27 protein-coding genes are annotated in these 23,539 nt (G+C 73.0%); 14 read left to right on the forward strand and 13 right to left on the reverse strand.

What is annotated here, in order from left to right; translation table 11 throughout:
- Positions 1–47 precede the first annotated feature (47 nt).
- Positions 48–266 carry a hypothetical protein gene (locus K6T36_RS13795; RefSeq protein ID WP_222921782.1) on the forward strand — a complete coding sequence of 73 codons (219 nt, stop codon included), beginning with the start codon at positions 48–50 and terminating at the stop codon, positions 264–266.
- A 34-nt stretch (positions 267–300) separates the two neighbouring features.
- Here K6T36_RS13795 and K6T36_RS13800 read toward each other — a convergent pair whose 3' ends face one another.
- The gene (locus tag K6T36_RS13800; protein ID WP_222923466.1) at positions 301–786 is read right to left on the reverse strand and encodes a DUF7321 family protein; all 486 of its coding nucleotides are present in this window, start codon (positions 784–786) and stop codon (positions 301–303) included.
- A 77-nt stretch (positions 787–863) separates the two neighbouring features.
- Complete coding sequence (locus tag K6T36_RS13805; RefSeq protein WP_222921783.1) at positions 864–1,748, reverse strand: cupredoxin domain-containing protein; 885 nt, start codon at positions 1,746–1,748, stop codon at positions 864–866.
- 334 nt (positions 1,749–2,082) lie between these two features.
- Here K6T36_RS13805 and K6T36_RS13810 point away from each other — a divergent pair, with 334 nt between their 5' ends.
- The 8 genes from K6T36_RS13810 to K6T36_RS13845 all read left to right on the forward strand — a co-directional run bounded on the left by K6T36_RS13810 (position 2,083) and on the right by K6T36_RS13845 (position 7,719).
- The gene (locus K6T36_RS13810) at positions 2,083–3,045 is read left to right on the forward strand and encodes a DUF7319 domain-containing protein (protein WP_222921784.1); all 963 of its coding nucleotides are present in this window, start codon (positions 2,083–2,085) and stop codon (positions 3,043–3,045) included.
- Positions 3,046–3,122: 77 nt separating this feature from the next.
- Positions 3,123–3,746 carry a plastocyanin/azurin family copper-binding protein gene (locus K6T36_RS13815; RefSeq protein WP_222921785.1) on the forward strand — a complete coding sequence of 208 codons (624 nt, stop codon included), beginning with the start codon at positions 3,123–3,125 and terminating at the stop codon, positions 3,744–3,746.
- Positions 3,747–3,752: 6 nt separating this feature from the next.
- Entirely contained in the window at positions 3,753–4,139 is a 387-nt protein-coding gene (locus K6T36_RS13820) for a DUF7318 family protein (RefSeq protein ID WP_222921786.1), read from the forward strand.
- Positions 4,140–4,143: 4 nt separating this feature from the next.
- A complete protein-coding gene (locus tag K6T36_RS13825) occupies positions 4,144–4,950 on the forward strand; it encodes a cytochrome b (RefSeq protein WP_222607163.1) in 807 nt (268 codons plus the stop codon).
- Between the two features lie 4 nt (positions 4,951–4,954).
- Entirely contained in the window at positions 4,955–5,728 is a 774-nt protein-coding gene (locus K6T36_RS13830) for a cytochrome b family protein (RefSeq protein ID WP_222921787.1), read from the forward strand.
- Between the two features lie 192 nt (positions 5,729–5,920).
- Complete coding sequence (locus K6T36_RS13835) at positions 5,921–6,385, forward strand: DUF7315 family membrane protein (RefSeq protein WP_225935134.1); 465 nt, start codon at positions 5,921–5,923, stop codon at positions 6,383–6,385.
- Positions 6,386–6,389: 4 nt separating this feature from the next.
- Positions 6,390–6,653: a DUF7314 family protein gene (locus K6T36_RS13840; RefSeq protein ID WP_222607165.1), complete on the forward strand. Its 264-nt coding sequence runs from the start codon at positions 6,390–6,392 to the stop codon at positions 6,651–6,653.
- 100 nt (positions 6,654–6,753) lie between these two features.
- Complete coding sequence (locus K6T36_RS13845; RefSeq protein ID WP_222607166.1) at positions 6,754–7,719, forward strand: cation diffusion facilitator family transporter; 966 nt, start codon at positions 6,754–6,756, stop codon at positions 7,717–7,719.
- Here the strand turns inward: K6T36_RS13845 and K6T36_RS13850 are convergent.
- The 3 genes from K6T36_RS13850 to K6T36_RS13860 form a co-directional block, all read right to left on the reverse strand.
- Entirely contained in the window at positions 7,713–8,174 is a 462-nt protein-coding gene (locus K6T36_RS13850) for a hypothetical protein (protein ID WP_222921788.1), read from the reverse strand. The two genes, K6T36_RS13845 and K6T36_RS13850, sit on opposite strands and share 7 nt — an antisense overlap.
- Positions 8,175–8,284: 110 nt before the next feature.
- The gene (locus K6T36_RS13855; protein WP_225935135.1) at positions 8,285–8,860 is read right to left on the reverse strand and encodes a S26 family signal peptidase; all 576 of its coding nucleotides are present in this window, start codon (positions 8,858–8,860) and stop codon (positions 8,285–8,287) included.
- Positions 8,861–8,937: 77 nt separating this feature from the next.
- A complete protein-coding gene (locus tag K6T36_RS13860; protein WP_222921789.1) occupies positions 8,938–10,188 on the reverse strand; it encodes a tRNA (N(6)-L-threonylcarbamoyladenosine(37)-C(2))-methylthiotransferase in 1,251 nt (416 codons plus the stop codon).
- A 121-nt stretch (positions 10,189–10,309) separates the two neighbouring features.
- Here K6T36_RS13860 and K6T36_RS13865 point away from each other — a divergent pair, with 121 nt between their 5' ends.
- Complete coding sequence (locus tag K6T36_RS13865; RefSeq protein ID WP_222921790.1) at positions 10,310–11,497, forward strand: outer membrane protein assembly factor BamB family protein; 1,188 nt, start codon at positions 10,310–10,312, stop codon at positions 11,495–11,497.
- A 46-nt stretch (positions 11,498–11,543) separates the two neighbouring features.
- Here the strand turns inward: K6T36_RS13865 and deoC are convergent, their stop codons facing one another.
- On the reverse strand, positions 11,544–12,182 hold the full coding sequence (deoC, locus tag K6T36_RS13870) for a deoxyribose-phosphate aldolase (RefSeq protein WP_225935232.1): 639 nt from the start codon (positions 12,180–12,182) through the stop codon (positions 11,544–11,546).
- A 168-nt stretch (positions 12,183–12,350) separates the two neighbouring features.
- A complete protein-coding gene (locus tag K6T36_RS13875) occupies positions 12,351–12,524 on the reverse strand; it encodes a hypothetical protein (RefSeq protein WP_222921792.1) in 174 nt (57 codons plus the stop codon).
- Between the two features lie 158 nt (positions 12,525–12,682).
- Here K6T36_RS13875 and K6T36_RS13880 point away from each other — a divergent pair, with 158 nt between their 5' ends.
- Positions 12,683–13,549, forward strand: a complete 867-nt coding sequence (locus tag K6T36_RS13880; protein ID WP_222921793.1) for a DUF63 family protein — start codon at positions 12,683–12,685, stop codon at positions 13,547–13,549.
- Positions 13,550–13,616: 67 nt separating this feature from the next.
- Complete coding sequence (locus K6T36_RS13885) at positions 13,617–14,207, forward strand: GNAT family N-acetyltransferase (protein ID WP_222921794.1); 591 nt, start codon at positions 13,617–13,619, stop codon at positions 14,205–14,207.
- 53 nt (positions 14,208–14,260) lie between these two features.
- Here the strand turns inward: K6T36_RS13885 and K6T36_RS13890 are convergent, their stop codons facing one another.
- The 3 genes from K6T36_RS13890 to K6T36_RS13900 all read right to left on the reverse strand — a co-directional run bounded on the left by K6T36_RS13890 (position 14,261) and on the right by K6T36_RS13900 (position 18,230).
- Positions 14,261–15,175, reverse strand: coding sequence for an isoaspartyl peptidase/L-asparaginase (locus K6T36_RS13890; RefSeq protein WP_222921795.1), 915 nt, complete (start codon positions 15,173–15,175; stop codon positions 14,261–14,263).
- A gap of 89 nt (positions 15,176–15,264) precedes the next feature.
- Positions 15,265–16,173 carry a CDP-alcohol phosphatidyltransferase family protein gene (locus K6T36_RS13895; protein ID WP_222921796.1) on the reverse strand — a complete coding sequence of 303 codons (909 nt, stop codon included), beginning with the start codon at positions 16,171–16,173 and terminating at the stop codon, positions 15,265–15,267.
- A complete protein-coding gene (locus K6T36_RS13900; protein WP_222921797.1) occupies positions 16,170–18,230 on the reverse strand; it encodes an aldo/keto reductase in 2,061 nt (686 codons plus the stop codon). The genes K6T36_RS13895 and K6T36_RS13900 overlap by 4 nt, the downstream gene beginning before the upstream one ends.
- 237 nt (positions 18,231–18,467) lie before the next feature.
- Between K6T36_RS13900 and icd the strand changes: the two genes are divergently transcribed.
- Entirely contained in the window at positions 18,468–19,730 is a 1,263-nt protein-coding gene (gene icd / locus K6T36_RS13905; protein ID WP_222921798.1) for an isocitrate dehydrogenase (NADP(+)), read from the forward strand.
- Between the two features lie 79 nt (positions 19,731–19,809).
- Entirely contained in the window at positions 19,810–20,106 is a 297-nt protein-coding gene (locus K6T36_RS13910) for an SUI1 family translation initiation factor (protein ID WP_222921799.1), read from the forward strand.
- Positions 20,107–20,185: 79 nt separating this feature from the next.
- On the opposite strand, the gene K6T36_RS13915 is transcribed toward K6T36_RS13910, so the two are convergent.
- Genes K6T36_RS13915 through K6T36_RS13925 form a run of 3 tightly spaced genes read right to left on the reverse strand, consistent with a single transcriptional unit; the run spans position 20,186 to position 23,492 of the window.
- Complete coding sequence (locus K6T36_RS13915; RefSeq protein WP_222921800.1) at positions 20,186–22,450, reverse strand: DNA polymerase domain-containing protein; 2,265 nt, start codon at positions 22,448–22,450, stop codon at positions 20,186–20,188.
- Positions 22,447–22,767 (reverse strand): DUF8156 family protein, encoded by a 321-nt coding sequence (locus K6T36_RS13920; protein WP_222921801.1) that lies wholly within the window; start codon positions 22,765–22,767, stop codon positions 22,447–22,449. The genes K6T36_RS13915 and K6T36_RS13920 overlap by 4 nt, the downstream gene beginning before the upstream one ends.
- On the reverse strand, positions 22,767–23,492 hold the full coding sequence (locus K6T36_RS13925; RefSeq protein ID WP_222921802.1) for a P-loop NTPase family protein: 726 nt from the start codon (positions 23,490–23,492) through the stop codon (positions 22,767–22,769). Before K6T36_RS13925 ends, K6T36_RS13920 begins: the two co-directional genes overlap by 1 nt.
- Positions 23,493–23,539: the final 47 nt, after the last annotated feature.

The raw sequence follows: 23,539 nt of genomic DNA on the forward strand, positions 1-23,539 counted from the left end.
GGCGTTCGGCCACCGAGCTTACCCGTCGGAACGGTCAACCTGTAGCCATGTCCGACGACGGACACGGCACGGACGTCGAGGAGGACACCGACCTCGAAACGGCCGAGGACGCCACGTCGTCGAGGGACGAGGACGACGACGCTCCCGAGGACGCGATGCCTGATCAGGAGCCGGGGCGCGACGACACGGACGGCGAGGCGCGCGAGGAGGAGGCCGCCGAACAGGAGAACCCCGACGCCCACCGCGACGAGGAACCGTACCAGTAGCGATCCAGGTCCCCGCCGGACACTTCTTCGCCGGTCACGCGATGTACAGCCCGTAGTAGCGGTACAGCCCGACGACGTACGCGAAACACCAGAACAGCACGTAGCCGAACACGCCGATCCGGAGGCGACCGCGCCACGCGGCCATGTTCTCGTGGAGGTCGTTGAGGCTCGTGTCGGGGTCCTCGATCTCGTAGAGGTCCGCGCCGCGTTTCACCTGGAAGATGCGGACGATGCCGGTCAGGCCGAACGCGAGCAGGGCGTACGCCTGGAGCCCGAGGAAGGCGTGGATCGCGGCGGCGCCGCCGAACTGGTCGAACAGCCGCGGCGCCATCCAGAGCGCGACGGGGACCGTGTTGAGCACCAGCCCCGGAACGATGACGCGGAGGTGGCGCATCAGCCGGTCCCAAGTGACGTGATCCCGGTCGCGTCCGACCATGATCCACGCCCCGTAGAGGTAGAAGGGCAGGCTCGCCGTCACCATCGCCGCGGCCACCGTCGCCGTCGTCGCCTCCGAGACCATCCGTCCGCCCATCGGACCGGGGAACCCCTAAGCCCTCCGACGGCGGTCGGTCGGTCGCGTCGACGACGGCCGAGTGCTTACTCGTCGCCTTCGCCGTCGTCGTTCCCGGTGCCGCCGTCTCCGCCGTCGTCGTCTCCGCCGCCATCGTCGTCCCCGCTGCCGTCGTCCCCGGTACCGCCGCTTCCCTCGCCGCCCTCGCCGTCATCGGAACCGGCCCCCGACTGCACCGAGTCGAGCGACTGCCACTCGACCGTTCCGGCCTCGACGATCGCCGACGGCTGTAGCGCGGGGTCGGTAAGCGTCACGCGCGCGAGTCCGACCGGTCCCGCCCTCGGCTCCGGGAGCGCGGACGGGTCCTCGGTCTCGAACGGGGCCTCCGGATCGTCCCCGACGACGACGCGCATCGCCATGCCGAACCCCTCGTGGGGCGAACAGAGGAGGTCGTACACGCCCGGCGTGTCGAAGCTGTGCAGCCACGTGTCGGGGACCGGCCCGTCCCCGCCGTCATCGTCGGTGTCGTCGTCGCCGCCGTCGTCGCCCTCGCCCGGGCCCATCGTCTCCACGGGCGGATCGACCATGTCGCCCGGGATGGAAGACGGCGCCCAGCCCAGCAGCGGCGAGGAGAACGCCTCGACCCCGATCGGCACGCGGCGGCGCATTCCGTACGCTGGATGGTACCCGACGACGTTGTGATCCGGGGTCGCGAAGACGAACCTGATCACGTCCCCCGGATCCACGTGGAGCCCCGTCGGCTCGTAGTAGAAGTCCGCCGGACGGTCGGGATTCGTCGGCGGCCCGCCGATCACGGTTCGGACTTCGTGTACCGTACCGGTACCTGACCCGCCGGGGACGGTACCCGGTTCCTCGTCGTCAGTTTGGGCTCGGACCCCGGTGTCGCCGGTCCGGGCGGCCGCGGTCCCTCCGGCAACCGACAGGCCCGCTCCGACGCCGAGCGCCTTCATCACGTCACGTCGCGACTGTCCGTGCGTTGGGTCGTTGCTGTTACCCATAGGAGTTCATCGACGGCCGACGAGTTCGTTACTCGCCGAGTGCGGTCCCGCAAGCCGACCCTGTCGACCGACGGTCACCCGAACCCGATCGCTCGTCGATCCGGCGTCTCGGCGCGCTGGTTCGTCACCCGGAGCGGACGCGACCGGTTCCGGTTTCGAGCTGTCGCGAAACGAGAACATACCCGGATCACGTTCGGGTACGGTCGACCAAGGTGTCGTCGTCGAGGCCGGCCCGCGCCGTCGAACGTCGCGGCGCTTATGCGCCTACGGCCCGGAGGTGGAGGGGATGACCGACGCCGCGGACGAGCCCGAGAGTGCCCGCGCTGTCGACACCGGGTCGGTCGACGAGGCGTCCGGCGACGAGGCAGCCGTCGGTGGGGCGGCCGGCGGGGACGCGTCCGACGACTCCATCGAGGCGCTGCGCGCGGAAGTCGAGGAGAAGTACGACTTCGACGACTTCGGCCCGGCCGACATGGCGGAGATGACCGCGGCCGAGTGGGACGCGGCGTTCGATCCCGACGCGTGGATCACCGGTCGGGACCTGCTCGACCGCGTCGAGCGGGACCTCCGAAGCCAGATCGCGTCCCGGGAGGTGTTCGCGGTGCTCGAACGCCGGAACGACCCTCTGTCCGTCGTCGCCTACTCCGACGAGGGCTGGGCCGTCGTCTACGAGGACGGGAGCGTCGAGGGGGAAGGGACCGTCCTCAGGGACGTGAAGCCGACCGTGGCGCTGTGCTCGATGGACTCCTACGAGGTCCGAGACCCGCCCGCGGAGTACGAGCTCCCGACTCCCGAGGAAGTCGAGTCCGGCACCGGCGAGTTCGGGAACCTGATGATCCAGGTGGTCGCGGCGATGCAGATCCTCGGCGGGTTGGGGCTGTTCGTCGCGTGGCTGTTCCTGGGCGTCGAGACGCTCGTCGCGCCCGTCATGGGCGGGTTCTTCCTCCTCGTGGGGGTGTTGCTGTTCGGGCTGGTCGCGAACGCCCGGCTGTCGGACCGGTTCCGCGCCGAGGAGTACCGCGACCGGCTCCGGGCGGCCGGTATCACCGATCCCGGCGACGACGCGGAGTTCGTCCCGTTCGAGGAGGTCGCCGAGGAGGCGCTCGCGGCCGCCCGCGGGGAGGAGCCGGATCCGCCCGATACGACCGTCCCGCCGGGGAACGACGCCGGGGCGTCCGTCGAGGCGTCCTCCGACGGGGCCGGTACCGACCCGTCGACCGGGACGACCGAAGACGAAACCGACGGATAGCGGGCCGTTGTCCCGGCTACACGCCGGCCGGGAGGTCGGTGGGTTTATGCGCGCCCAACCCCGACCCTGAAACACCCATGAAGAGGCGGGACTTTATGCGACAGGCCGGCGGTGCGACGGCCGCCATCGGGGCGGGCGCGACCGCGACGGCCGGCACCGCCGCGGCCCAGGAGGGCGGCGGCCAACAGCCCGACTTCGGCGGCTACACCGACGGTGCCGAGGGCGGCGAGTACCTCGACGCCCGCGGCGAGTCCGAGGTGACCGTCGAGGTCGGCGGCGGCGGGGGCCTCGCGTTCCTGCCGACCGAGCTGTGGATCGACACGGGAACGACCGTGGTGTTCGACTGGGTCTCCGACGGACACAACGTCCTGTTCGACGACAACCCCGGCGACGTCTCCGGCCACGAACCGCTGGAGGACGAGGGGTTCTCGTTCGAAGTGACGTTCGAGTCCGGCGGGATCTACACGTACTACTGTGACCCCCACCGGTCGCTCGGGATGCTCGGCGGGATCGCCGTCGGCGAGGACGTGCCGACGGTGTCGACCGGGGGCGGCGGCCGGAAGGAACTGCACGACCTCGGGGTCGCAATCCAGGCCCACTGGGTCGGCGCGGCCACCATCCTCGGCATCATCATGAGCGTGATCTTCACGTTCTACCTGGTGAAGTACGGCGAGTCCGCACACACGGGGACCGGGAGGTGACCTGAGATGTCCAGTACCGGATCGACCTACGGCGACATCCACCGCTACGAACCGGCGCGCGAGAGCACGGCCGCGGCCATCGCGATCGTCCTGCTGACGGTCATCGAGGTCGTGTTCGTGTTCATGTTCACCTACGGCCTCGTCAACGGCTGGGGCCTCTCGGACACGGGGAACATGTTCCTCGGCGGCATTCTCGCGGTGATCTTCATCGACCTCGCGTTCATCCTGGCGCTGTACCGCAAGGAGTTCCTCCCCGACGTCGTGATCGTCAAGAAGCGGCGTCGCAAGTGGGAGGACCTCTACATCCGCGAGGAGGACGTCGACGGCGAGACCCTCGGAACCGACGCCTGGGAGCAGGTGAAACGCGCCGTCTACCCCTATTACAAACGGTGAGACGATGAGTCTGGAAAAGAAAGACGAGTACGACCACGAGAACTGGCTCGAGAGCAAGGACCTCACGCCGGTGGAGGCGACGTTCCTCACCGCGCTCATCTGGGTCGACAAGCGCCTCCGCATCGTCGATTACCTCGAACTGCTGGAGTCGCTGTACTACCGGTCGAACCTCCAGATGCCGAAGTCGCACACGGAGCAGTACGACCTGGACAACAAGTTCTGGTACTGGTACGCGCTGTACACGCTGGGCTTCTTCAGTACACTCGCGTACGTCGTGGCGGCCATCTCCGGGGCCTTACTGGGATTCTACTACGTTCCCGCGGTCGGCTCTGCGGGCCCGGGAGAGGCGTCGATCGCCTACAGCCAGATCGCGTTCATCATGCGGGACCTCCAGTTCGGCTTCATGTTGCGCTCCATCCACCGGTGGTCGGCGCAGGTGATGACCGCAGCGGTGTTCCTGCACATGCTGCGCGTCTACTTCACCGGCGCGTACAAGGAGCCGCGCGAGCTGAACTGGCTGCTCGGCATCGTGCTCATCTCGCTGACGATGGTGTTCGGCTACACCGGATACCTCCTGCCGTGGGACCAGCTGGCCTTCTGGGCCGGCCAGATCGGCGTCGAGATGGCGCTGTCGATCCCGCTCATCGGCGAGTGGGTCGCCCAGCTGATGTTCGGCGGCTTCTCGCTGAGCCAGGCGACGCTGATGCGCATGTACATCATCCACGTGTTCCTGCTCCCGTTCGTGGTGACCGCCCTCATCGCGATCCACATCGGCATCGTGTGGGTGCAGGGCATCGCGGAGCCGCACTAAGACAATGAGCGACGAACCCACCAACACGGACGACGAACCGCGGACGGACGGCGGCGGCACCGGCATCGTCGCGCCGGACGACGAGACCCCGACGTGGCGCGAGCGCAAGGAGCGCACCGAGGGGCTCTCCCGGCTGACGTACGAGTACTTCGAGCGCGCGCGCAGCGAGGACGAGGATCTCCGCAGGGAGTCGGACTACGTCGAGCGCGACGTGCTCGCCTTCCCGACGTGGCCCCACGAGACGGTTCGAAACCTCGCGCTCACCAGCTTCTTCGTCGGGATGATCATCTTCCTGTCGGCGACGCTGCCGCCCCACATCGGCAGCCCCGCGAACCCGAACTCGACGCCGGCGATCATCCTGCCCGACTGGTACCTCTACTGGTCGTTCGGTCTGCTCAAGCTCGGCCCGCTCAACCCCGAGCTCGCCATCCTCGGCGGCCAGAAGCTGATGGCCGACCGGACGTACGGCGTCCTCGCGAACGGCATCGTCGTCGGCGCCATCGCGATCGTCCCCTTCATCAACAAGGGCTCGGCCCGGCGCCCCGTCGAGCAGCCGTTCTGGGCGGCCGTCGGCATGTTCGGCGTGACGCTGGCGTTCACGCTGTCGATGCTGTCGGTGAAGAACCTCATGCCGATGAACGTCGACCTGCTGTTCGACCTGACGTTCCTCCTCCCGCCGATCGTCGGGGTCATCACCTACGCGGTGTTGAAGACGATGCGCGAGGGGTACATGTACGACCTGAACCGCCGGTACTACCGGCTGCGCCCCCCGAAGTAGGCGCCCCCGGCCGCGCCGGTCCGGACTCATCGGTTCGGTTCTCGTTTCTCGCCGCTTCCGCCGTTCTCGCCGCTATCGTCCCCGAGCCTCCGGCGAGCGTGGCCCCCGGTGCCGACCCGGAACGGCTCCACACGGTCGCCCGCGGCGACCGATGCCGCAGGACATAGTACCGTCGAGCCCCTGCCGGGAGGCATGAGCGATACGCCCCGCGAGGGGGATGCCGCGGCCGCGTCCGACGACGGTCCGCCGGGGACGACGGCGAGCGCCGACGGCGCGAACGCGGACCGATCGTCGTCCGAGCCCGACGCGCCGGTCGCGAGCGGCGAGGGCCGCGCCCGCGACGTGGTCGTGCCGATCGCGTTGTACAAGCGGGTGACGGCGTACTCGACGCTGGCGGCGGTGGTGACGGTCGTGCTCGGGTTCGTCATGCTCGATGCGGCGACGCTGAACGTATCGCTGACGCGGCAGCTCGTGGTGGGCGTGTTCGGCGCCGTCGGGATCGGTCCCTCGGAGACGCTCCTGACCGCGCTGTTCTCGCTCGCGGGCCTGGGCCTCATCGCGTTCGGCGCCGGCGTGTACGTGTTGGGATCGCGGTTTCGGGCGCCGGGGATGACCGGCGGGAACGGAAACTCTCAAGACGACGACGCCGAAGTGTAGGACAATGGCAGACGAGTTCATCAAGGGCCTCGGGCTGTTCTGCGGCGCGGGCCTCGCGTGGATGGTGCTCGCGGGCTGGTACCGGACGCCCTCGTTCGAGAGCCCCCGGCAGCTGATCGCGGCACCGCCGGAGCCGAACACCGTCTTCGACGCGATCGGCATCTTCCTCAACGACGTGTTCTTCTGGACGGCGATCATCGGCGCGCTGACGTTCTGGGTGGTGATCCCGGCGATCAACCAGTTCCGCGGCTCGGCGTCGGGCGCGTAACGGGCCCGTCGCCGCCGACGGCTCCCCCGCCGGTTTCGACTCACCGTCCCCGCCGGTCCACGGCGGAGCGCTTTTCATCGCCCGCAGTCCCACTCCCCGTATGGATCGCAGGGCGACCGTCCGCCGCGTCGGCGTGGTCATTCTCGGCGTCAACCTGGCGTTGGCGGTCGCGAAGGCGCTCGTCTGGCAGGCGACCGGGAGCCTGGCCGTCGGGTCGGAGGCGGTGAACTCCGTCGCGGACGTCGCCTACTCCGCGGTCGTGGTCGCCGGACTGTATCTCACCACGCAGCCGCCGGACTTCGAGCACCCGCACGGCCACGAGCGCATCGAGCCGTTCGTCTCGCTGTTCGTCGCCGCGGGGGTGTTCGTCGCCGGGATCGGCGTCGCCTACTCCGGGGCCACTGCGCTGCTGTCGGCGGGGCCGCCGCGGACGATCACCGGCGGTCCCCTGGCGGTGGGGGTGCTCGTCGCCACCGGCGCTGTGAAGCTTCTCCTGTACCGATACTGCCTGCGGGTGGGTCGCCGGCGGGACTCGCCGGCGCTGGTGGCGACCGCGCTGGACAACCGCAACGACACGCTCACCGCGGCGGCGGCGTTGGTCGGCGTGCTCGGGGTCGCCGCCGGCTACCCCGCCCTCGACGCGCTGGCGGCCGTGGCCGTCTCCGTCGGTATTCTCTACACGGGCTACGAGATCGTCCGCGACAACGTCGGCTACCTCGTGGGCGCGGCGCCGCCGGAGGACCTCCGCGGGGAGATCCTCGACCGGGCGCTCTCACATCCCGAGGTCCGTGGCGCCCACGACGTGGTCGCCCACTACGTCGGCCCCGAGGTCGACGTGAGCCTTCACATCGAGGTGGAGGGCGAGCGGTCGCTGTTCGAGGCCCACGACATCGAGACCGAGGTGGTCGAGTCGATCCGCGCGCTCCCGGCCGTCGACGACGTGTTCGTCCACGTCGACCCGAAGGAACTGGGCGAGTGGAAGGAGGCCGACGACGCGCGCATCGCCGCCGAGGAGGCCGACGGGACCGAGGCGGACGTTCCTCCCCCGGACGCCGCCGATCAGTAGAAGTTCACCCGGCGGTCGTCGTCCCCCGACAGCGACACCGACGGGTCCCCCCGGTCGACGGTCGCCTCGCCCGACGCGCCCGTCTCGATGCGCGCGGCCGCGCGGCCCGCCGCACGGAGCGCGGCCTCCAACTCCGCCCGCCCGTCGCCGGTCGCCGGGACGCCGGCGACGACGGTCCGCCGGCCGGCGACGCGGTCGCGCTCGTGGACCGCCAGCGCCTCGTCATCGGCGGCGCCGGCGTCGGTGATCACGAGGTCGCGGGGGTAGTCGGCGTGGCCGAGCGTGACGCCGTCGGCCGGGAGGCGGTCCTCGAACTGCACCACCTCGGTGCCGACCCGCCACCCCGCGGGGACGAGCGCGTCGACCGGAAGCTCGTGGAGCGTGTCCCGGAGCGTGTGCTCGGTGCGGGTCGCGCTCAGGTCGCCCGCGCGGTCGCCGCCGCGAGGCCGGGTCATTGGTGTCAATACGTTGCCGTCCGCTATCAATCCGACGGCCCCGATGGCGCGCTCACGACGAGGCGAGAGCGTTCCCCGGTCCCCCCGAGGGCCCCGTCCGCCGCCCGCGGTCACTCCCCGGCGAGCGTGAGCCGGATGTGGCCGAGCATGGGGATCCTGACGCGCGCCTCCGACCGGATCCGGTCGCGGGTGACGATGGGGGAGTTCCCGTTCACCTGGTCGTAGCGCGCGTTCGCGTCGCCCTTGGTGATGAACCCCGATCGGGGCGCCGGACAGTCGGTTAGCTCCGCACACGAGTCGACGCCCGGCGGGAGGTACTCCGGGTTCGCCTCGTCGTACCAGTTCTCGCCCGCCTCGACGTGGAAGTGCGCCCGGTGGATGATCGGCGTCCCCGGCAGCGCGGGCGAGGAGAACACGATCACGTCGCCGCGCGCGCCGAAGGTCCGGTGCTCGGCCGGCGCCTCGTGGGCGGTTCGGACGCCGGCGACGCCGTCGCCGCCGAAGCGCGCGGGCTCGGAGACGACGATCAGGTCGCCGCGCTCCATGTGCGGCTCCATGCTGCCGGACTCGACGGCGACCATCGGCGGCCACACGCCGACGACGGCGAACAACAGCGCCGCGACGAGGGCCACCCCGAGCGCCGTGCTCGCGGCGTCGCGGGCGGCCTGTCGGAGCGCGCGGATCACGGCGGAACCTGCGGTCGCGCGAGAATCAGCCTTCGGGTCCGGCTCTGGGTTCCAACTCGGTCCGTCGTCAGTACCGGTCAGACCGGGTCGCCGAAGGCGTACATCGTGTTCTGGCCGGTGATCTCCACGTCGAGGAAGTCGCCGGGTTCGACGCCGCGCTCGTCGGCCCCCTGGACGATCACCTGCCGGTAGGCGCCGTCGCGGCACTTCACGGAGTCGCCGGTGCCCTCCTCGACGACGAGGACGCGGCGCCGGCTGCCGACCATCGACTCGTACGCCTCGCCGACGATCTCCCGCTTGGCCGCGCTCATCTCCTTCGAGCGGTCCTTCTTCGTCTGTCCGCCCAGCCCCTTCATGTCGGCCGCCTCGGTGCCGGGGCGCTTGGAGAAGCGCGTGACGTTCACCTTCTCGGGGCGGACCTCCCGCAGCAGCGCCATCGACTGCTCGTGGTCGTGGTCGGTCTCCGTGGGGAAGCCGACGATGAAGTCCGTCGAGAGCGTCCACTCGTCGAGGCGCTCGTCGAACGTCTCGACGATCTCGAGGAACTCGTCGACGCGGTGCTGGCGGCGCATGTCCTCGAGCACGTCGTCGCTGCCGGACTGCACCGGCAGGTGGATGAAGTCGTACAGCTTCTCGTTCTCGGCGAACACGTCCGCCAGTTCCTCGCGGATGCCGTGGATGCCGCCGGGGTTGGCCATCCCCACGCGCACGCGGAACTCGCCGTCGATATCGCAGACCCGGTCGAGCAGCTCGGGGAGCTTCCGCTCGCCCTCGTCCCAGCCGTAGACGCCGGTGTCCTGGCCGGTGACGCGGATCTCGCTGGCGCCCGCGTGGACGAGCGCGCGCGCCTTCTCGACGTTCTCCTCGACCGGCGGGGAGTCGATGCGGCCGGTCGCGAACTTCGTGATGCAGTACGAGCAGTTGCTCATGCAGCCCCGCGCGATCGGGAGGATGCCGACCTCCCCGTCGAGGACGGGCGCGGTGCCCTCGGTCGGGGTCGGGCACTCGCCGTTCATCACCGCGGTCGGCACGTCTTCCCAGTGGAGCACCTGCGCGTCCACGTCGGCCTCGGCGAACTGCTCGCCCTGCGCCAGCGCCATGCAGCCGGTGACGATGAGGTCGGCCGTTTCCTCGGACAGCTCCTCGGCGCGCCGGAGCATGTTGCGCTCGGTCTTCTCGACGACCGTGCAGGTGTTGAGGATGGCCACGTCCGCCTCGGCGGGTCCGTCCACGGGGCGGTGGCCGCCGTCGCGGAGCCGGCGCTCGATCTCGCGGCTCTCACCCCGGTTGGACGTGCAGCCGTAGGTCTCGATGTGGTACGTCGCCATTCGCTTGTCACGATCCTGCCCGCGCGCGAGGTTAAGGGGTACGGTCCGGGGCGACCCGCGGCGTTCGGTCCCGCGGATGGGAAACGGATATACGCCGTCCGTCGAAGGATCGGTCGAACCGATGCCCTCGCGTCGCCGGCTGCTCTCCGGGATCGCCGCCGCCGGAGCCGCGGGGCTTGCGGGCTGCTCGGGGAACGGACCGAACGCGACGACGTTCTCGCCCGGGCGGGAGTCGGACACGGAGTGGCCGCTCCCGGGGTACGGCCCGCGAGCGAGCGGCTACGTGGCCGACGCCGTCGCGCCGCGCACGCCGCCGACCGAGCGCTGGCGCGCGGAGACGGGACCGGCGGTCGGGAGGATCGTCGTCGCCGACGGGACGGCGTTCGTCCCGGCCGAGGACGGCCTGTACGCGCTCCGGCTGCGCGACGGCGACGAGCGGTGGCGGGCCTCGATCCGCCCGTACGGCGTCTCCGTCGCCGACGGCGTCGCCTACGTCTCCAGCCGGGAGGAGCCGGCGGTGTACGCCCTGGAGGTCGACTCCGGCGAGGAGCGTTGGCGCGTCGAGACGGCCGGGGACTTCGCGGCCGCGCCGCTGCCCGCGCCGGACGGCGACGCGGTGATCGTCGGCGACACGGACGGGCGGGTCGCGGCGCTGGCGCCGCGCACCGGGGAGCCACGCTGGACGTTCGAGGCGTTCACCGGCGTCTACTCGCTGGCCGCCCGGGAGGACCGGATCTACGTCGGGACTACCGGCGGCGAGACCTACGAGCTACACGTCGTCGAAAACGAGGACGAGGAGCCGCGCGGCGTCCCGCTGTGGCGGCGCAAGCTCCCCGGCACGGTCCGCGCGCTGACGGCGGCGCCCGGGTCGGTGTACGCGGCGACCTTCGGCGGCGGCGTCCTCCGGCTCGCCACGGGCGCGGCCGCCGGGCGCACGGAGTGGCACGCGCCGTCGGCGCCGACGGTGACCGACGCGCTCGTGCACGCCGGCGGGCTCGTCGCGGGCGCGGGCTCGGAGGGCGTCTCGGCGTTCGACGGCGGCGACGGGGACCGGCGCTGGCGCGTCGCCGTCGACCGGATCGCTCCCGTGTCGCCGGCGGTCGCCGCGGGCGACACGCTGTACGCCGGCGTCGGCGGCGCGCTCCGGGCGTACGCGCTCGGCGGCGGCGTCGGCGTCGGCCCCTACCGCGTCGACGTGGAGCGCTGGCGTCGCAGCCTGTCGGTCAGGAACCTCGCGATCGCCGACGGCGCGCTGGTCGTCGCCTCCGACGACCTCGACGGGTCCTCCGGCGTCGTCGTGTTGGAGTGAGGCGACGGGACTCGGGGGCGGTCGGACGCGACCCAGTAGCTCGGGCTCAGGCGTCCGGATGTCCCTCGACGATCGCGACGCCCGAGGAGGCGCCGATACGGACGGCGCCCGCCTCCAGCATCGCGATCGCCTCCGCGTAGCTGCCGACGCCGCCGCTGGCCTTCACGGGGAGGTACTCGCTCATCAGCTCCACGTCGGCGACGGTCGCGCCGCCCTCGGCGAACCCGGTGGACGTCTTCACCATCGCGGCGTCGGCGTCGCGGGCGGCCGCACACGCCCGGCGCTTCTCCTCGTCCGACAGCAGCGCCGTCTCGATGATCACCTTCACCGGGACGGGGACGGCGGCGACGACCTCGGCGATCTCCTCGCGGACGGCGTCGTCCTCGCCCGCCCGCAGGCGGCCGACGTTGATCACCAGATCGAGCTCGTCGGCGCCCGCGCGCCAGGCGTCCTCGGCCTCGGCGCGCTTCGTCCCGGGCGTGTGCTGGCCGTGGGGGAAGCCGATCACGGTCGCGAGCGTCACGTCGGGAGCGTACTCCGCCGCCTCGGCGACGTAACACGGCGGAATGCAGGCGTTCAAGCCGTGCTCGGCCGCCTCGTCGAGGAGCGTTTCCACGTCGGCGAGCGTCGTCTCCGGGCCGAGTACCGTGTGGTCGATCGTCGCGGCGAACGCCGTCGGCGACAGCGACGCGGGGTCGTCGATCGCGGACGGGCGCCCGGCGTCGTGTGCGCGGTCGGCATCGCGCGCGTCGTCGGCGTCGTGCGCGTCATCGGCGTCGGTCGCATCGTGCGCGTCGTCGGTCATACGTGCCTCTCCGGCGGGACGCCCGGAAAAGCTACCGAGTATCGCCGCTCACGCCTCGGCGCGACCGATCGCGAGGTACGCGACCGGAACGGCGACGAGCGATCCCCCGAGTCCGACGAGGATCGGGGCCGTCCCGGTCGGGTCCGGTACGAGGACGAACGACAGCGCCAGGAGCATCGGTGCCACACCGAGCGCGAGGAGGGCGCGAACGAGCGGGTGCACGGGTCCGCCGGACGGGGGCGCGCCGCCTAACGGTGTCGGTGCGGGCGGGTGGGGTCGAGCGGGCTCGCAGGCGACCAGCCGGCGGTGTCGGCCCGCTCGTCGCCCGCGGCGGCGACGATTCCCCCAACGCTTTCATCCGGCGGGCCGCCCGCACGAACATGACTTCCCTCGCCTTCGCGCGGTCGGCCGCGCTTCCGGGGCAAGCGACCCCGTGGCAGGTGCTCCCGGCCGGCTTCGGCCTGCCGCCGCTGCCGTACCTCCTCGCGCTCGCGGCCGCGCTCGTGGGCGTCGCCGTCGGCGTCCGGCGGCGCGACCCCGACTTCGGCGGCCGGCACGTGCTCGCGCTGGTGCCGTGGATGTGCGTCGGCGCCGCCGGCCACGTCCTGTACGGCCTCGGCGCGCTCCCGCCCGCGCTCGCGCCGCTGTTCGGCACGCCGAGCGCGTACCTCACGACCGCGGGCGTCGCCGGGGCCGTCTGGCTCGCGACCCTCCGGATCGACGCCGACGACGCCCGCGCGCTCGGGGTCGCCGGCGCGGTCGCGCTCCTCCCGGCGGTCGGCGGCGTCGTCGCCCACGGCGTCGCGAACGGCACGCTCTCTCCCGTGCTCCCCGCCGCCGGGCTGGTCGGCGGCGCCGCCCTCGGGGTCGCCGTCGGGGCGCTGCTGTACCGCCTGCGCGAGGACGCCGCGGTCGCGGGCCGCGCGGGGCTGCTCGCGGTCGCCGCCCACGGCGTCGACGGCGTGACGACCGCCGTCGGGGTCGACCTGCTCGGGTTCGGCGAGCGCACGCCCGCCTCGCGGCTGATCCTGGAGTTCGCGGCCGGGCTCCCCACGGCGGAGGCGCTGGGCGCCGGCTGGCTGTTCGTGCTCGTGAAGCTCGCCGTCGCCGCGGTCGTCGTCCTCGCTGTCGCGCCGACGGTGCGCGAGGAGCCGCGCTACGGGTACGCGCTGCTCGCGCTCGTGACGGCAGTCGGGCTCGGACCCGGCGTGCACAACGCGCTGCTGTTCGCGGTCGAGGTCGCCTGAGCCGGGACGAGCACACGCGCTCGCACACCGTCGAAAGTTCCTTTCCGTCCGACCGTGTTCCCCCGCCGTGGTCACCGTCAGGGAGGCGACCGGCGACGACGCGGCCGCGGTCTGCCGGGTACACGAGGCGTCGATCCGCGGGCTCGGCACCCGCGGGTACGACGCCGAGCAGGTGGAGGCGTGGGCGGGCGACCGCTCGCCCGCCGACTACGACCACCTCGGGAACGACGCCCCCCGGTACGACACGGTCGCGGTCGATAGCGGCGCGGTCGACGCCGGGGCGGGCGACGGCGAACCGAGCGGCCGTGACACCGACGACGGGGGGCGCGTGGTGGGTTTCGGGACGCTGATCCCGTCCCGACGCGACTACCTCGCGGACGGACCCGGCGCGGGGCCGCCGGGGACCGTCGAGGCGGTGTACGTTCACCCGGACCGGGCGGGCGAGGGCGTCGGTACGGCGCTGCTGGCCGACCTCGAACGGGCGGCCGGCGACCGCGGTCTCGGAGCGCTCGGCATGCACGCGTCGCTGAACGCCGTCGGCTTCTACGAGCGGCACGGCTACACCAGGGTCCGGGCGGTCACCCACGAGTTCGGCGGCGACGACTGCGAGGTGACCGGCACGGTCGTCGAGCTGTGGAAACGGATCGAGGACGGCTGAGCCGGCCGATACGGGAGTCAGCGACCCGACGGGCGCCGGAACGGACCGCGCAGTTACTCCGAGGTCGCGACGCTCGTTTGCATCCCCTCGGAGTTGAACGCCGACCCCGCGCCGCCCTCGTCGAGGACGATGACGCCCGCCGACGAGCCGGTCAACTCGCCGAACTCCTCGATCGCTCGATCCGCGGCCGCCTGCGCGTCGAGGCCGTTCTCCAGGTGTCGCACCGCCCGGCGCGTCAGCGTCGCCTTCGCGATGTCCTCGCCGGCGCCGGTGGCGCTCGCGCCCCCGGCGGGCGCACAGAAGAACCCCGAGCCGATCTGGGGCACGTCGCCGACGCGTCCAGCGAGCGCGAATTTGCGCCCGCCGGTGGACGTGCAGGCGGCGAAGGCGTCCGTCTCGGGGTCGTGCGCCACGGCGCCGACGGTGTCGTGGTCTCGCGGCCCGAGGCCGCTCGACTGATCCGCGTCGCTCCGCGACGCGCTCCCCCCGAACTTCTCGTCCAGCCACTCCAGGTGCGCCTTCGGTCCGGCGTCGTGGTCCGGCGGATCGGCGTCCTCGTAGGACTGACGCCCGTCGTCGGTCAACAGGTCGCGCTCGACCTCGACCCCGAAGTCGTCGGCGAGGTCGACCGCGTGTACCCCCGATACGAACACGTGTGGCGTCTCCGCCATGACGACGCGCGCGACCGCGGCGGCGTTCGCCACGCCCGGCATCGACGCGACGGCGCCGGCCTCGCGCTCGTCGGTCATGATCCCCGCGTCCGTGCGGACGACGCCGTCCGACTGGACCGCGCCGCCGTAGCCGGCGTTGAACCGGGGGGACTCCTCCAGCACCTCGACGGCGGAGACGACGGCGTCGACCGCGTCGGACTCGGCCGCGCCGGTCTCGGCGGCCTCGTCGAGGACCGCCTGCCTGGGCTCCGGTTCCTCGGGGACGCCGCCCGCGCCGCCGTGGCAGATTACTCGCATGGGAGTTCCGGCGGCGGCGGCCCGCATCAATCCACGGAAACCGGTCGGCGAGGGGTGCGGACGACGGCCCAGCGCGGACGCACCTGGCGTCAGTCGTCAGCCGGGTCCGTCGCGTCGCCCGTCGCGTCCGCGTCGCCCGGTACCTCCGCATCGCTCGTCGCGTCCGCGTCGGTGTCGCCCTCGGCGTCGCCGTTGCCCTCGGCGCGCCCGCCGTCGAGGTGCCCCGCGACGACGAGGTAGTCGCGCGCGAACACCGCCAGCGAGGGGACGAGCACCGCGACCGCGACCCCGGCGACCAGGGACGGCGGGAACACCGGCGCGAGCGCGACGGCGATGAACGCCATCTGCACCGCCGCGAGCGGCCTGCGGACTCGGCTGTCGGGCAGGTCGAACACGGGGAGGCCCCGGCGGCGGCGCCGCCAGCGACCCAGCTTGAACAGGTAACGCGCGGCAGACAGCGAGAGGTACCAAACCGGCAGGCGCCCCCACGCGACGCCGACCAGCGGCGCGACGAGGAACCCGAGGGTGTCGATCCCCATGTCGAGCTTCTCGCCGAGCACGGTCCGACGGCCGAGCCTCCGGGCGAGCGCCCCGTCGACGGCGTCCAGAACCGCCCCCGCCCCGTACAGCAGCGCCGGCGCCCACGCGAGCGCGCCGGCGAGCGGCCCGGTCAGGAGGAACCCCGCGACGCCGGCGTACAGCAGCCCCCGGGCCATCGTCACCGCGTTGGCGACGCCGACGCCGCCGGCGACGGCCGCGGGCTCGCCGGGCGGGTGGTTCAGCCCCCGTCGCCGGAGCAGGAATACGCACTCCCAGGCGACGACGACGGCCGCCGGGACCAGCCACGCGCCGCCCGTGTTCGGGTCAGCGACCGCGGCGAGCGCGCCGGCGCCGACCCCGACCGACAGCAGCGCCACCCCGACCCAGACCGGGGCGCTCGCACCCGGCGACGCCGGGTCGACCGCGACGGGGTCCGCGTCGGCATCGGCGTCGCTCATCGCTCGAACTCCGGGTCCGCGAGGCCGCCCAGCCGTCGGCGCTGCTCCGTCGAGAGCTCGATCCGCGCGGCCGCGAGGTTGTCGACGACGTGCTCGGGGTCGTTGCTGGCCGGGATCGGGACGACGCCGGCGGCGACGTTCCACGCGAGGACGACCCCGGCGGGCGTCGCGTCAGCCTCCTCGGCGACCGCGCCCACGACCGGGTCGTCGAGCAGCCCCGGCGCCGACAGCGGGGAGTGTGCGATCACCCGGATCCCCCGGTCGTGACACCACTCGACCAACTCGCTCCGCGGGGTGTACGGGTGACGCTCCACCTGCACCAGCGCCGGCTCGATGCCCGTCTCGGCGACGAGGTCGCGCAGGCGGTCGAGGTCGACGTTGCAGACACCGATCGTCCGCGTCAGCCCCTCCTCGCGGAGCGCGGCGAGGTCGCGCCACGTGTCCGCCAGATCGCGGTCGGCGGTCGCGCGCTCGCCGTCGTCGTCCTCCGGGAACGTGAGCCGCTCCCGCTCCTCGACCGGGCGCTCGGCCAGCTCGCGGAGGGGTTCGGTGTACGCCCACGCGTCGGGCCAGTGGAGCGCGTAGCAGTCGAAGGAGTCGATCCCCAACTCAGCCAGCGACCCCTCGCAGGCCTCCCGGAGGCGGCCGTGGTTCGTGTTCCACGCCTTCCCGAGCAGGAACAGCCCCTCGCGGTCGGGAGTCCCGGGCGACGCGAGGAGGTCGCCGATCCGCGACTCGTTGCCGTACAGCTCCGCCGAGTCGAGCAGGCGGTAGCCCGCATCCAGCGCCGTCGCGATCGAGTCGATCCGGTCGACGTACTCGTCGCCCCGATAGCGCGAGCAGCCGAACCCGACCGGCGGGAGACGAAGCGCGGACCCGGCGTCGCGCCCCCACGCCGGCGGCCGGACCGCCGGAGCTGACCGGGCGCCGACGGCGGCCGCAAGCTCGCCGGCGGCGCCGGCGTCGCCGCCGTCGCCGCGGACGGCGCCGACCGCCCGCCCGGTCCCGTCCGGGTCGGTCGCCTCAGCCTCGATCGCGGCGCAGACGGCGACGACGTGTGCCGCGCGCCGCGCGGACGCCCGCGGGCGGTCGCCGCGACCGACCGCCCGGGCGAGGCGTTCGGGGCCGTCGAGGTGCGAGCGCTCGCGTCGCGGGCGCGGATGCGGCGCGGGGACGGACTCGCGGTCGCCGCCGCGGACGCGCACCGCGTCACAGTCGGCGGCCATCGCGCCGGCGTCCGCGAGGTAGAGGGTACCGTCGTCGCCGTGGCATTCCAGCGAGTAGAACTCCCGGCTGCGGTGGTCGGCGTACAGGCTCGCTCGCAGGGAGACGACCGGCCCGTCGGCGAACTCGACGGTCGCCTCGACGTGCGCGGGCGCCTCCGGTCGGCGGGGCTCCCGCTCGGGCCACGCGTCGACGGCATCGGCCGAGCGAACCCGCGTGACGGGGCCGAACCAGTCGACCAGCACCGACAGCGGGTACACCGCGCCGTCGTACAGCGGGCCGACCGACAGGAAGGAGTCGGGTCGATCGTGCCACTCGGTCACCCGGCCGACGTGGGCCGTCGCGTAGACGAGCCCCACGTCGCCGAGGCGGCCGTCCGACAGGAGCGTCCGGGCGTGGCGCTGGGCGTCGCAGTCGGGGGCGATCGGCGCGCAGCCGAGCGCGAGATCGCGGTCCCGGGCGAGCGCCAGGAGGCCGCCCGCCTCCGCCGGGTCGAGCGCGAGCGGCTTCTCGGAGAAAACGTGGCGGTCGGCCTCCAGACACGTCCGAGTCACCGCCGCGTGGGCGGCGTGGCTCGTGAGGTTGACGACGAGGGGGGCCGACTCCGCGACGAGCATCGCGTCGAGGTCGGCGTAGACGGCGGGGGTGTCGGCGTCGCCCCCGCCCGCGTCCCCGTCGGCGCCGAACGGGCGCTCGTCGGCGACATCGGCGGCGAACGACTCCGCCCGTTCCCGGTCGAGGTCGCAGACGGCCGCGAGCGACAGCGGCGAGGCGTCGAGCCCGACCGCGTACTGGCGGGCGACCGCGCCGGCGCCGACGAACAGACAATCCACACCCGATCCACGGACCGATCGACCAAATAACTGGAGGGCGCGACCCCGGGGCGGACGAGGGGAGGAAAACCTGGTCGGCGGTCCGCCCGGCCGATGGTCGCCCGGCTGACGATTTTCCCGGCCGCGGTTTCACAGGTCGCGGCCGACCGTCAGTGTGCGGCTCGTTCCCGCCGTTCGGTCCCGGGAGACGGAGAACGGCAGGCTTTTTCGCTCGCCGTCGGAAGCCGCTGGTAGCCTATGAGCTACGACATCGCCGAACGCCCCGAGGAGGGCGAGGTCATCACCCTCGCCGACGAGGAGACGGGCGAACTCGACGTTCCCGAGAACCCGATCATCCCGATCATCCACGGCGACGGCATCGGCACCGACGTGGGCCCCGCGGCCCAGAAGGTGCTCGACGCCGCGGCCGAGGCCACCGGCCGCTCCATCGCGTGGATGCGCGTATACGCCGGCGAGTCCGCCCGCGAGAAATACGACGAGAACCTCCCCGACGAGACCGTCGAGGCGTTCCGCGAGTTCCGCGTCGGCATCAAGGGACCGCTGACGACGCCGGTCGGATCCGGGTTCCGATCGCTCAACGTGGCGCTGCGCAAGACGCTCGACCTGTACGCGAACGTCCGCCCCACCTATCACCTCGACGGCGTTCCGTCGCCGGTCAAGAACCCCGAGGAGATGGACATGATCACGTTCCGGGAGAACACCGAGGACGTGTACGCCGGCATCGAGTGGGAGGCCGGCACCGACGAGGTCGAGCAGGTCCGCGAGTTCGTCGAGGAGGACATGGGCTTCGACTCGACCATCCACGACGGCCCAGTCGGCATCGGCGTCAAACCCATCACCGAGTTCGGCTCCAAGCGCCTCATCCGCGAGGCCATCGACTACGCGGTCAAGAACGACCGTGACTCGGTCACCCTCGTCCACAAGGGGAACATCATGAAGTTCACCGAGGCCGCCTTCCGCGACTGGGGCTACGAGGTCGCCGAGGAGGAGTACGGCGAGAACGTGATCACCGAGGACGAGCTGTGGGACGAGTACGACGGCGAGCAGCCCGACGGCACCGTGGTCGTCAACGACCGCATCGCCGACAACATGCTCCAGCAGCTCCTCACGCGGACGGACGAGTACTCCGTCATCGCGACGATGAACCTCAACGGCGACTACATGTCCGACGCCGCCGGCGCGCAGATCGGCGGCCTCGGCATCGCCCCCGGCGTCAACTACGGCGAGGGCAAGGCCCTGGCCGAGCCGGTCCACGGCTCCGCCCCCAAGTACGCCGGCCAGGACAAGGTCAACCCGACCGCGATGATCCTCTCGGGCCGCGAGATGCTCGATTACCTCGGCTGGAGCGACGCCGCGGACCTCGTCCGCGACGCCGTCGAAGGGCAGATCAGCGAGGGTCGCGTCACCTACGACCTCGAACGCCAGCGCGAGGGCGCCACGAAGCTCGCCACCTCCGAGTTCGCCGAGGAGGTCGTCGAGCGCATCCACGACCTCGCGTAAGCGGGCCGCCGCGCCGCACGTCCGCGGCGCACACACGACCGCACCGCAGTTTTTCAGCCTCCGACGCGTACCCTCGGGTGTGAGTGACGACGACGATCCCTTCGCGGGGATCCCGGACGACCCGACCGCCGACCTCGACCGGGCCGACCAGACGCTGTCGATCCGCGTCGAGCGGCGCACCTACGACAAGCCCGTCACCGTGATCGAGGGGTTCGATCCGGACGCGACCGACCTCGCCGGCCTCGCCTCGGAGCTGAAGTCCGCCGTCGGCGCCGGCGGCACCGTCGACGACGACGCCGGCGTCATCGAGGTGCAGGGCGACCACGCCGACCGCGTGCGCGATCTGCTCGCCGACCGCGGGTTCGAGGTCGCCTGAGCCGCTCGGCCGGTCCGGCGGTGCGAGGGTTCCTGACGGACCGGAACGGCGCGGTCCCGGTCCGGCGCATCCGCCCCGGTCAGTACGCCGACAGCCGGGCGTTCCGTCCGTCGGCGAGGAACGCCGTCACGTCCTCGCGGTCCCAGCCGAACGGCGAGACCACGCTGAGCGCGGCGCGGAGCAGTCGCTCGCGGTAGGCGTCGGCGTCGTAGCTTCCGGGGTCCTCGAAGTCGAGCCGGACCCGGCCGGCGCCGCGGGCGTCGTCGTCGACGACGACGTACGCGACCGTCTGTCCGGCCGAGCGGTCGACGCCGGCGCGCTCGTACCGCGCCAGCGCCGCCGCCGTCGTCGTGTCCCGGTCGTACGCCTCCGGGTCCTTGGAGGCGCGCGTCCGGACCACCAGGTCCGCCGGGTCGACGGCGCCGGCCCGGAGGTCGCGGAGGCGCTCGGCGAGCACGCGACAGGCCGCCGCCGGGGGGTCCTCGACGAGGCCGGAATCGGCGTCGCCGTCCGTGCTCGCCGTTCCCGCGTCCCCCTCCGCGTTCGTCGCCTGAGCGGTCCCGTCGAGCGCGCGGATCATCTCCCGCTGTGCGTCGGCGACGAACGCCGTCGTGCTCCGCTGGCGGCACTCGATCCCGCGGACGCGGACGCCGCCGTCGGCGCGCCGGCCGAAGTACTTCGTGAGCGCCCCCGCCCGCGAGTCGCGCTTCGGGACGAAACAGACCCAGTCGTAGCGCGCCTCGAACTCCAGGGGCACGCCGACGGCGTCGCTCACGTCGGCGGCGAGCTCCCGTGCCGGAACGGGGTCGCGGTCGTCGTCGCGGGCGACCCAGACGCTGTCGACGATGGCGTGGAGGACGCGCCAGCCGCCGGCCTCGAACGCCGCCTTCGCGTCGAGCAGCGCCTCGCGGGCGTGGGCGTTGATCGCCTCGTGACACTCGATGCGGCCGAACTTCGCGTTCCGGTACCCCTGGTAGCCGAAACACGACACGAGCACCCACTTGATCGCGTCGGCGATGCGGCCGGCCCCCGCCGGGTCGACCGCGTCGCCGCCGATCCGCCGCCGCGTGTCGTCGCCGCCGGCGACGAACGCCTTCGCGGTCGCGCGGTCGTCGAGCAGGCGCCCGAGCACGCCCGGGAGGAACCCCTCGCGGTCGCAGACGCGGTAGCCGAGGTTCGGCACCGACCCGGTTCCCGGGTCCCCGTCGCGACAGCAGTCACACCGGACCGTCTCGGGGCTGACGTTGTGCGCGCGGATGACCGCCGGGTACAGCGAGGCGAAGTCGACCTCGACCACGTCCTCGTGGACGCCGACACGGGGCGAGAGCGTGACGCCGCCCCGGTCGGCGTCGTGCAGCGTCGAGAGGGGCTTGAACCGCTCGGGCGTCCAGGGTCGCCACGGCGCGTGGACCCCGCGGCCGCGGGCGTGGTACACCTGCATCGAGGTGAGCACGCCGCCGATGCTCGCGCGGGCGGTCGCCTGCAGCGGCCGCCGGGAGCGCCGCGCGAAGTACACGAGCCCCTCCAGGCGGCCGTCCCCCCACAGGAAACTCCCCGACTGGTCGACGACGGCCCGGCCGGGGACGACGTACCGCGCGGGCGAGAAGCCGACCCGGCCGTAGCTCTCGTAGCTGTTCGCGCCGGCGACCTGCCGGACCCGGCGGTCCGGGTGGCGGCCCCACCGGAACGACACGCCGAGGTCGTCCGCGCGCTCGGCGACTAACGGGAGGAGGTCGCCGCCCGAAACGACGAGCACGTCCGGGTCGCGGCGGTCGAGCCCCGCGCGCAGCGTCTCGATCGCGGCCCGCTCGTCGCCGTCGGGCGCCGCCGGGTCGCCGCCGATCCGGAGCGCGCCGGCGTCGCCGGCCGCCAGCGCGTCCTCGGGTAGGTCGACCCGGAGCGTCGTGAGGTCCGCGTCGCCGGCGTCGGGGACGGGTCGCGCCCCGGTGTCGAGGCAGTAGCGGAACGTCGGGTCCAGGTCCACGTCGAACAGCCGCAGCGTCCCCGGCGCGTAGTGCGCGCGCTCGAACCCCCCCCGGACGCGACGCGCGACCGCCCGGACGGCGTCGGGCTCCCGGACGCGAACCCGCAGCATGCGCTCGCTCTCGCGATCGGCGAGCGACCGGTAGCGACGGCGGGTCGCGGTCCCGGTCACGCGGTCGTCGCCGGCGAGCCAGTCGGCGAGCCGCGCCCGGGCCCGCGACGGGCCGGCGACGAGGAACGCCGGCTCGTAGTCGGGATCGCGGCGAGGGACGGCGGTCGCGGGCTCCCCCGACGGCGTCGCGTCTGCCGGACGCTCCCAGACGACCGGGGCGCCGTCGACGAACTCGATCGCGACGGTCACGTGTCGGACCCCGCGTGGTCGGCGGACTCCGACGACTCGGCGAGTTCGGTGTCGTCCGTCCCCGCCGACTCGACGGCGTCGAGTCGGTCCCGGAGGCGACGGATCTCCGCTTGATGGGCCAGCAGCATCGAGAGGTACATCGCCTCCAGCGCGTCCGGCGGGTTCTGGAGGCCGGCGGCGTGCGCGTGGGCGGCCGCGCCCTCGAACAGCCGGTCGAAGTCGCCCCGGTGCTCGCGGCGCAGCGCGCGCCGGTAGTCGGCCCAGTCGTCCTCGTAGGCGTCGAGGAACCGCCGGTAGGTGGGCGTCGTGCGCCCCATCAGCCACCCCCGTCGCCGGCGTCGGCGGTCGCAGCCAGCGGTCCGGTCGTCGCCGCCGCGACGGCCGCCGGCGAGGCCGTCGACAGCGGGTCCGCGGGGTCGACGCCGAACAGGTCGACCCAGTAGGGGACCGTCGTCTGCCAGCCGCCGGCGACGCGGTAGCCCCGGACGGTCTCTCCCGGCGCGTCGAAGCGGGTCCCGAACGGCGTCGCCTCGCACTCGATGACGCGGTCGGCCGCGTCGGCGACGGCGTCGGCGTGGTCGCCGGCGCCGGCGACCGACACGAGGACGGGACAGTCGAACGCGGCCGCGAGCTCTGTCAGGACGGCCGTGCCCGCCCGGCGGAGGCGACGGGCCTCGTCGTCGGGCGCGTCGCCCTCGCGGTACGGGCGCGCGGCGTCGGCGACGACCATCAGCCGCGTCCCGGGGCGGGCGCGCCGGGGGAGCCGGCGGATGAGTTCGGCGTGCTGGTAGGCGGTGAACGCCCGGGCGACGCGAAGCCCCGCGAGCGTCCGGCGGGTCGGGGCGGCGTCGTACAGCCGTCGGGTGTCGGCGGCGCCGCCTGCGTCGACCCAGTAGGCCGGCCCGGGGTCGCGCGCGAGCCAGTCGGTCGCGAGGCGGGCGAGCGCGCCGCCCCCGGCGCGCTCGGTTCGCAGCACGGTGACGCCCGGTTCCGGGGCCGGACGGTCGGTCGGCGCGGGACGGTCCGTCGTCGGGAGTCGCATGGGCGAGGGATCCGCCGCTCGGCACTTAGTCGCGAGCCGTGAGCGCG

Source organism: Halobaculum roseum (assembly GCF_019880245.1).
GTDB lineage: Archaea > Halobacteriota > Halobacteria > Halobacteriales > Haloferacaceae > Halobaculum > Halobaculum roseum.

Bases quoted from the DNA above. Each gene is read 5' to 3' on its own strand.
- K6T36_RS13795 (WP_222921782.1), top strand. From the start codon at position 48: ATGTCCGACGACGGACACGGCACGGACGTCGAGGAGGACACCGACCTC.
- K6T36_RS13800 (WP_222923466.1), bottom strand. From the start codon at position 786: ATGGTCTCGGAGGCGACGACGGCGACGGTGGCCGCGGCGATGGTGACG.
- K6T36_RS13805 (WP_222921783.1), bottom strand. From the start codon at position 1,748: ATGAAGGCGCTCGGCGTCGGAGCGGGCCTGTCGGTTGCCGGAGGGACC.
- K6T36_RS13810 (WP_222921784.1), top strand. From the start codon at position 2,083: ATGACCGACGCCGCGGACGAGCCCGAGAGTGCCCGCGCTGTCGACACC.
- K6T36_RS13815 (WP_222921785.1), top strand. From the start codon at position 3,123: ATGAAGAGGCGGGACTTTATGCGACAGGCCGGCGGTGCGACGGCCGCC.
- K6T36_RS13820 (WP_222921786.1), top strand. From the start codon at position 3,753: ATGTCCAGTACCGGATCGACCTACGGCGACATCCACCGCTACGAACCG.
- K6T36_RS13825 (WP_222607163.1), top strand. From the start codon at position 4,144: ATGAGTCTGGAAAAGAAAGACGAGTACGACCACGAGAACTGGCTCGAG.
- K6T36_RS13830 (WP_222921787.1), top strand. From the start codon at position 4,955: ATGAGCGACGAACCCACCAACACGGACGACGAACCGCGGACGGACGGC.
- K6T36_RS13835 (WP_225935134.1), top strand. From the start codon at position 5,921: ATGAGCGATACGCCCCGCGAGGGGGATGCCGCGGCCGCGTCCGACGAC.
- K6T36_RS13840 (WP_222607165.1), top strand. From the start codon at position 6,390: ATGGCAGACGAGTTCATCAAGGGCCTCGGGCTGTTCTGCGGCGCGGGC.
- K6T36_RS13845 (WP_222607166.1), top strand. From the start codon at position 6,754: ATGGATCGCAGGGCGACCGTCCGCCGCGTCGGCGTGGTCATTCTCGGC.
- K6T36_RS13850 (WP_222921788.1), bottom strand. From the start codon at position 8,174: ATGACCCGGCCTCGCGGCGGCGACCGCGCGGGCGACCTGAGCGCGACC.
- K6T36_RS13860 (WP_222921789.1), bottom strand. From the start codon at position 10,188: ATGGCGACGTACCACATCGAGACCTACGGCTGCACGTCCAACCGGGGT.
- K6T36_RS13865 (WP_222921790.1), top strand. From the start codon at position 10,310: ATGCCCTCGCGTCGCCGGCTGCTCTCCGGGATCGCCGCCGCCGGAGCC.
- K6T36_RS13880 (WP_222921793.1), top strand. From the start codon at position 12,683: ATGACTTCCCTCGCCTTCGCGCGGTCGGCCGCGCTTCCGGGGCAAGCG.
- K6T36_RS13890 (WP_222921795.1), bottom strand. From the start codon at position 15,175: ATGCGAGTAATCTGCCACGGCGGCGCGGGCGGCGTCCCCGAGGAACCG.
- K6T36_RS13895 (WP_222921796.1), bottom strand. From the start codon at position 16,173: ATGAGCGACGCCGATGCCGACGCGGACCCCGTCGCGGTCGACCCGGCG.
- icd (WP_222921798.1), top strand. From the start codon at position 18,468: ATGAGCTACGACATCGCCGAACGCCCCGAGGAGGGCGAGGTCATCACC.
- K6T36_RS13920 (WP_222921801.1), bottom strand. From the start codon at position 22,767: ATGGGGCGCACGACGCCCACCTACCGGCGGTTCCTCGACGCCTACGAG.
- K6T36_RS13925 (WP_222921802.1), bottom strand. From the start codon at position 23,492: ATGCGACTCCCGACGACGGACCGTCCCGCGCCGACCGACCGTCCGGCC.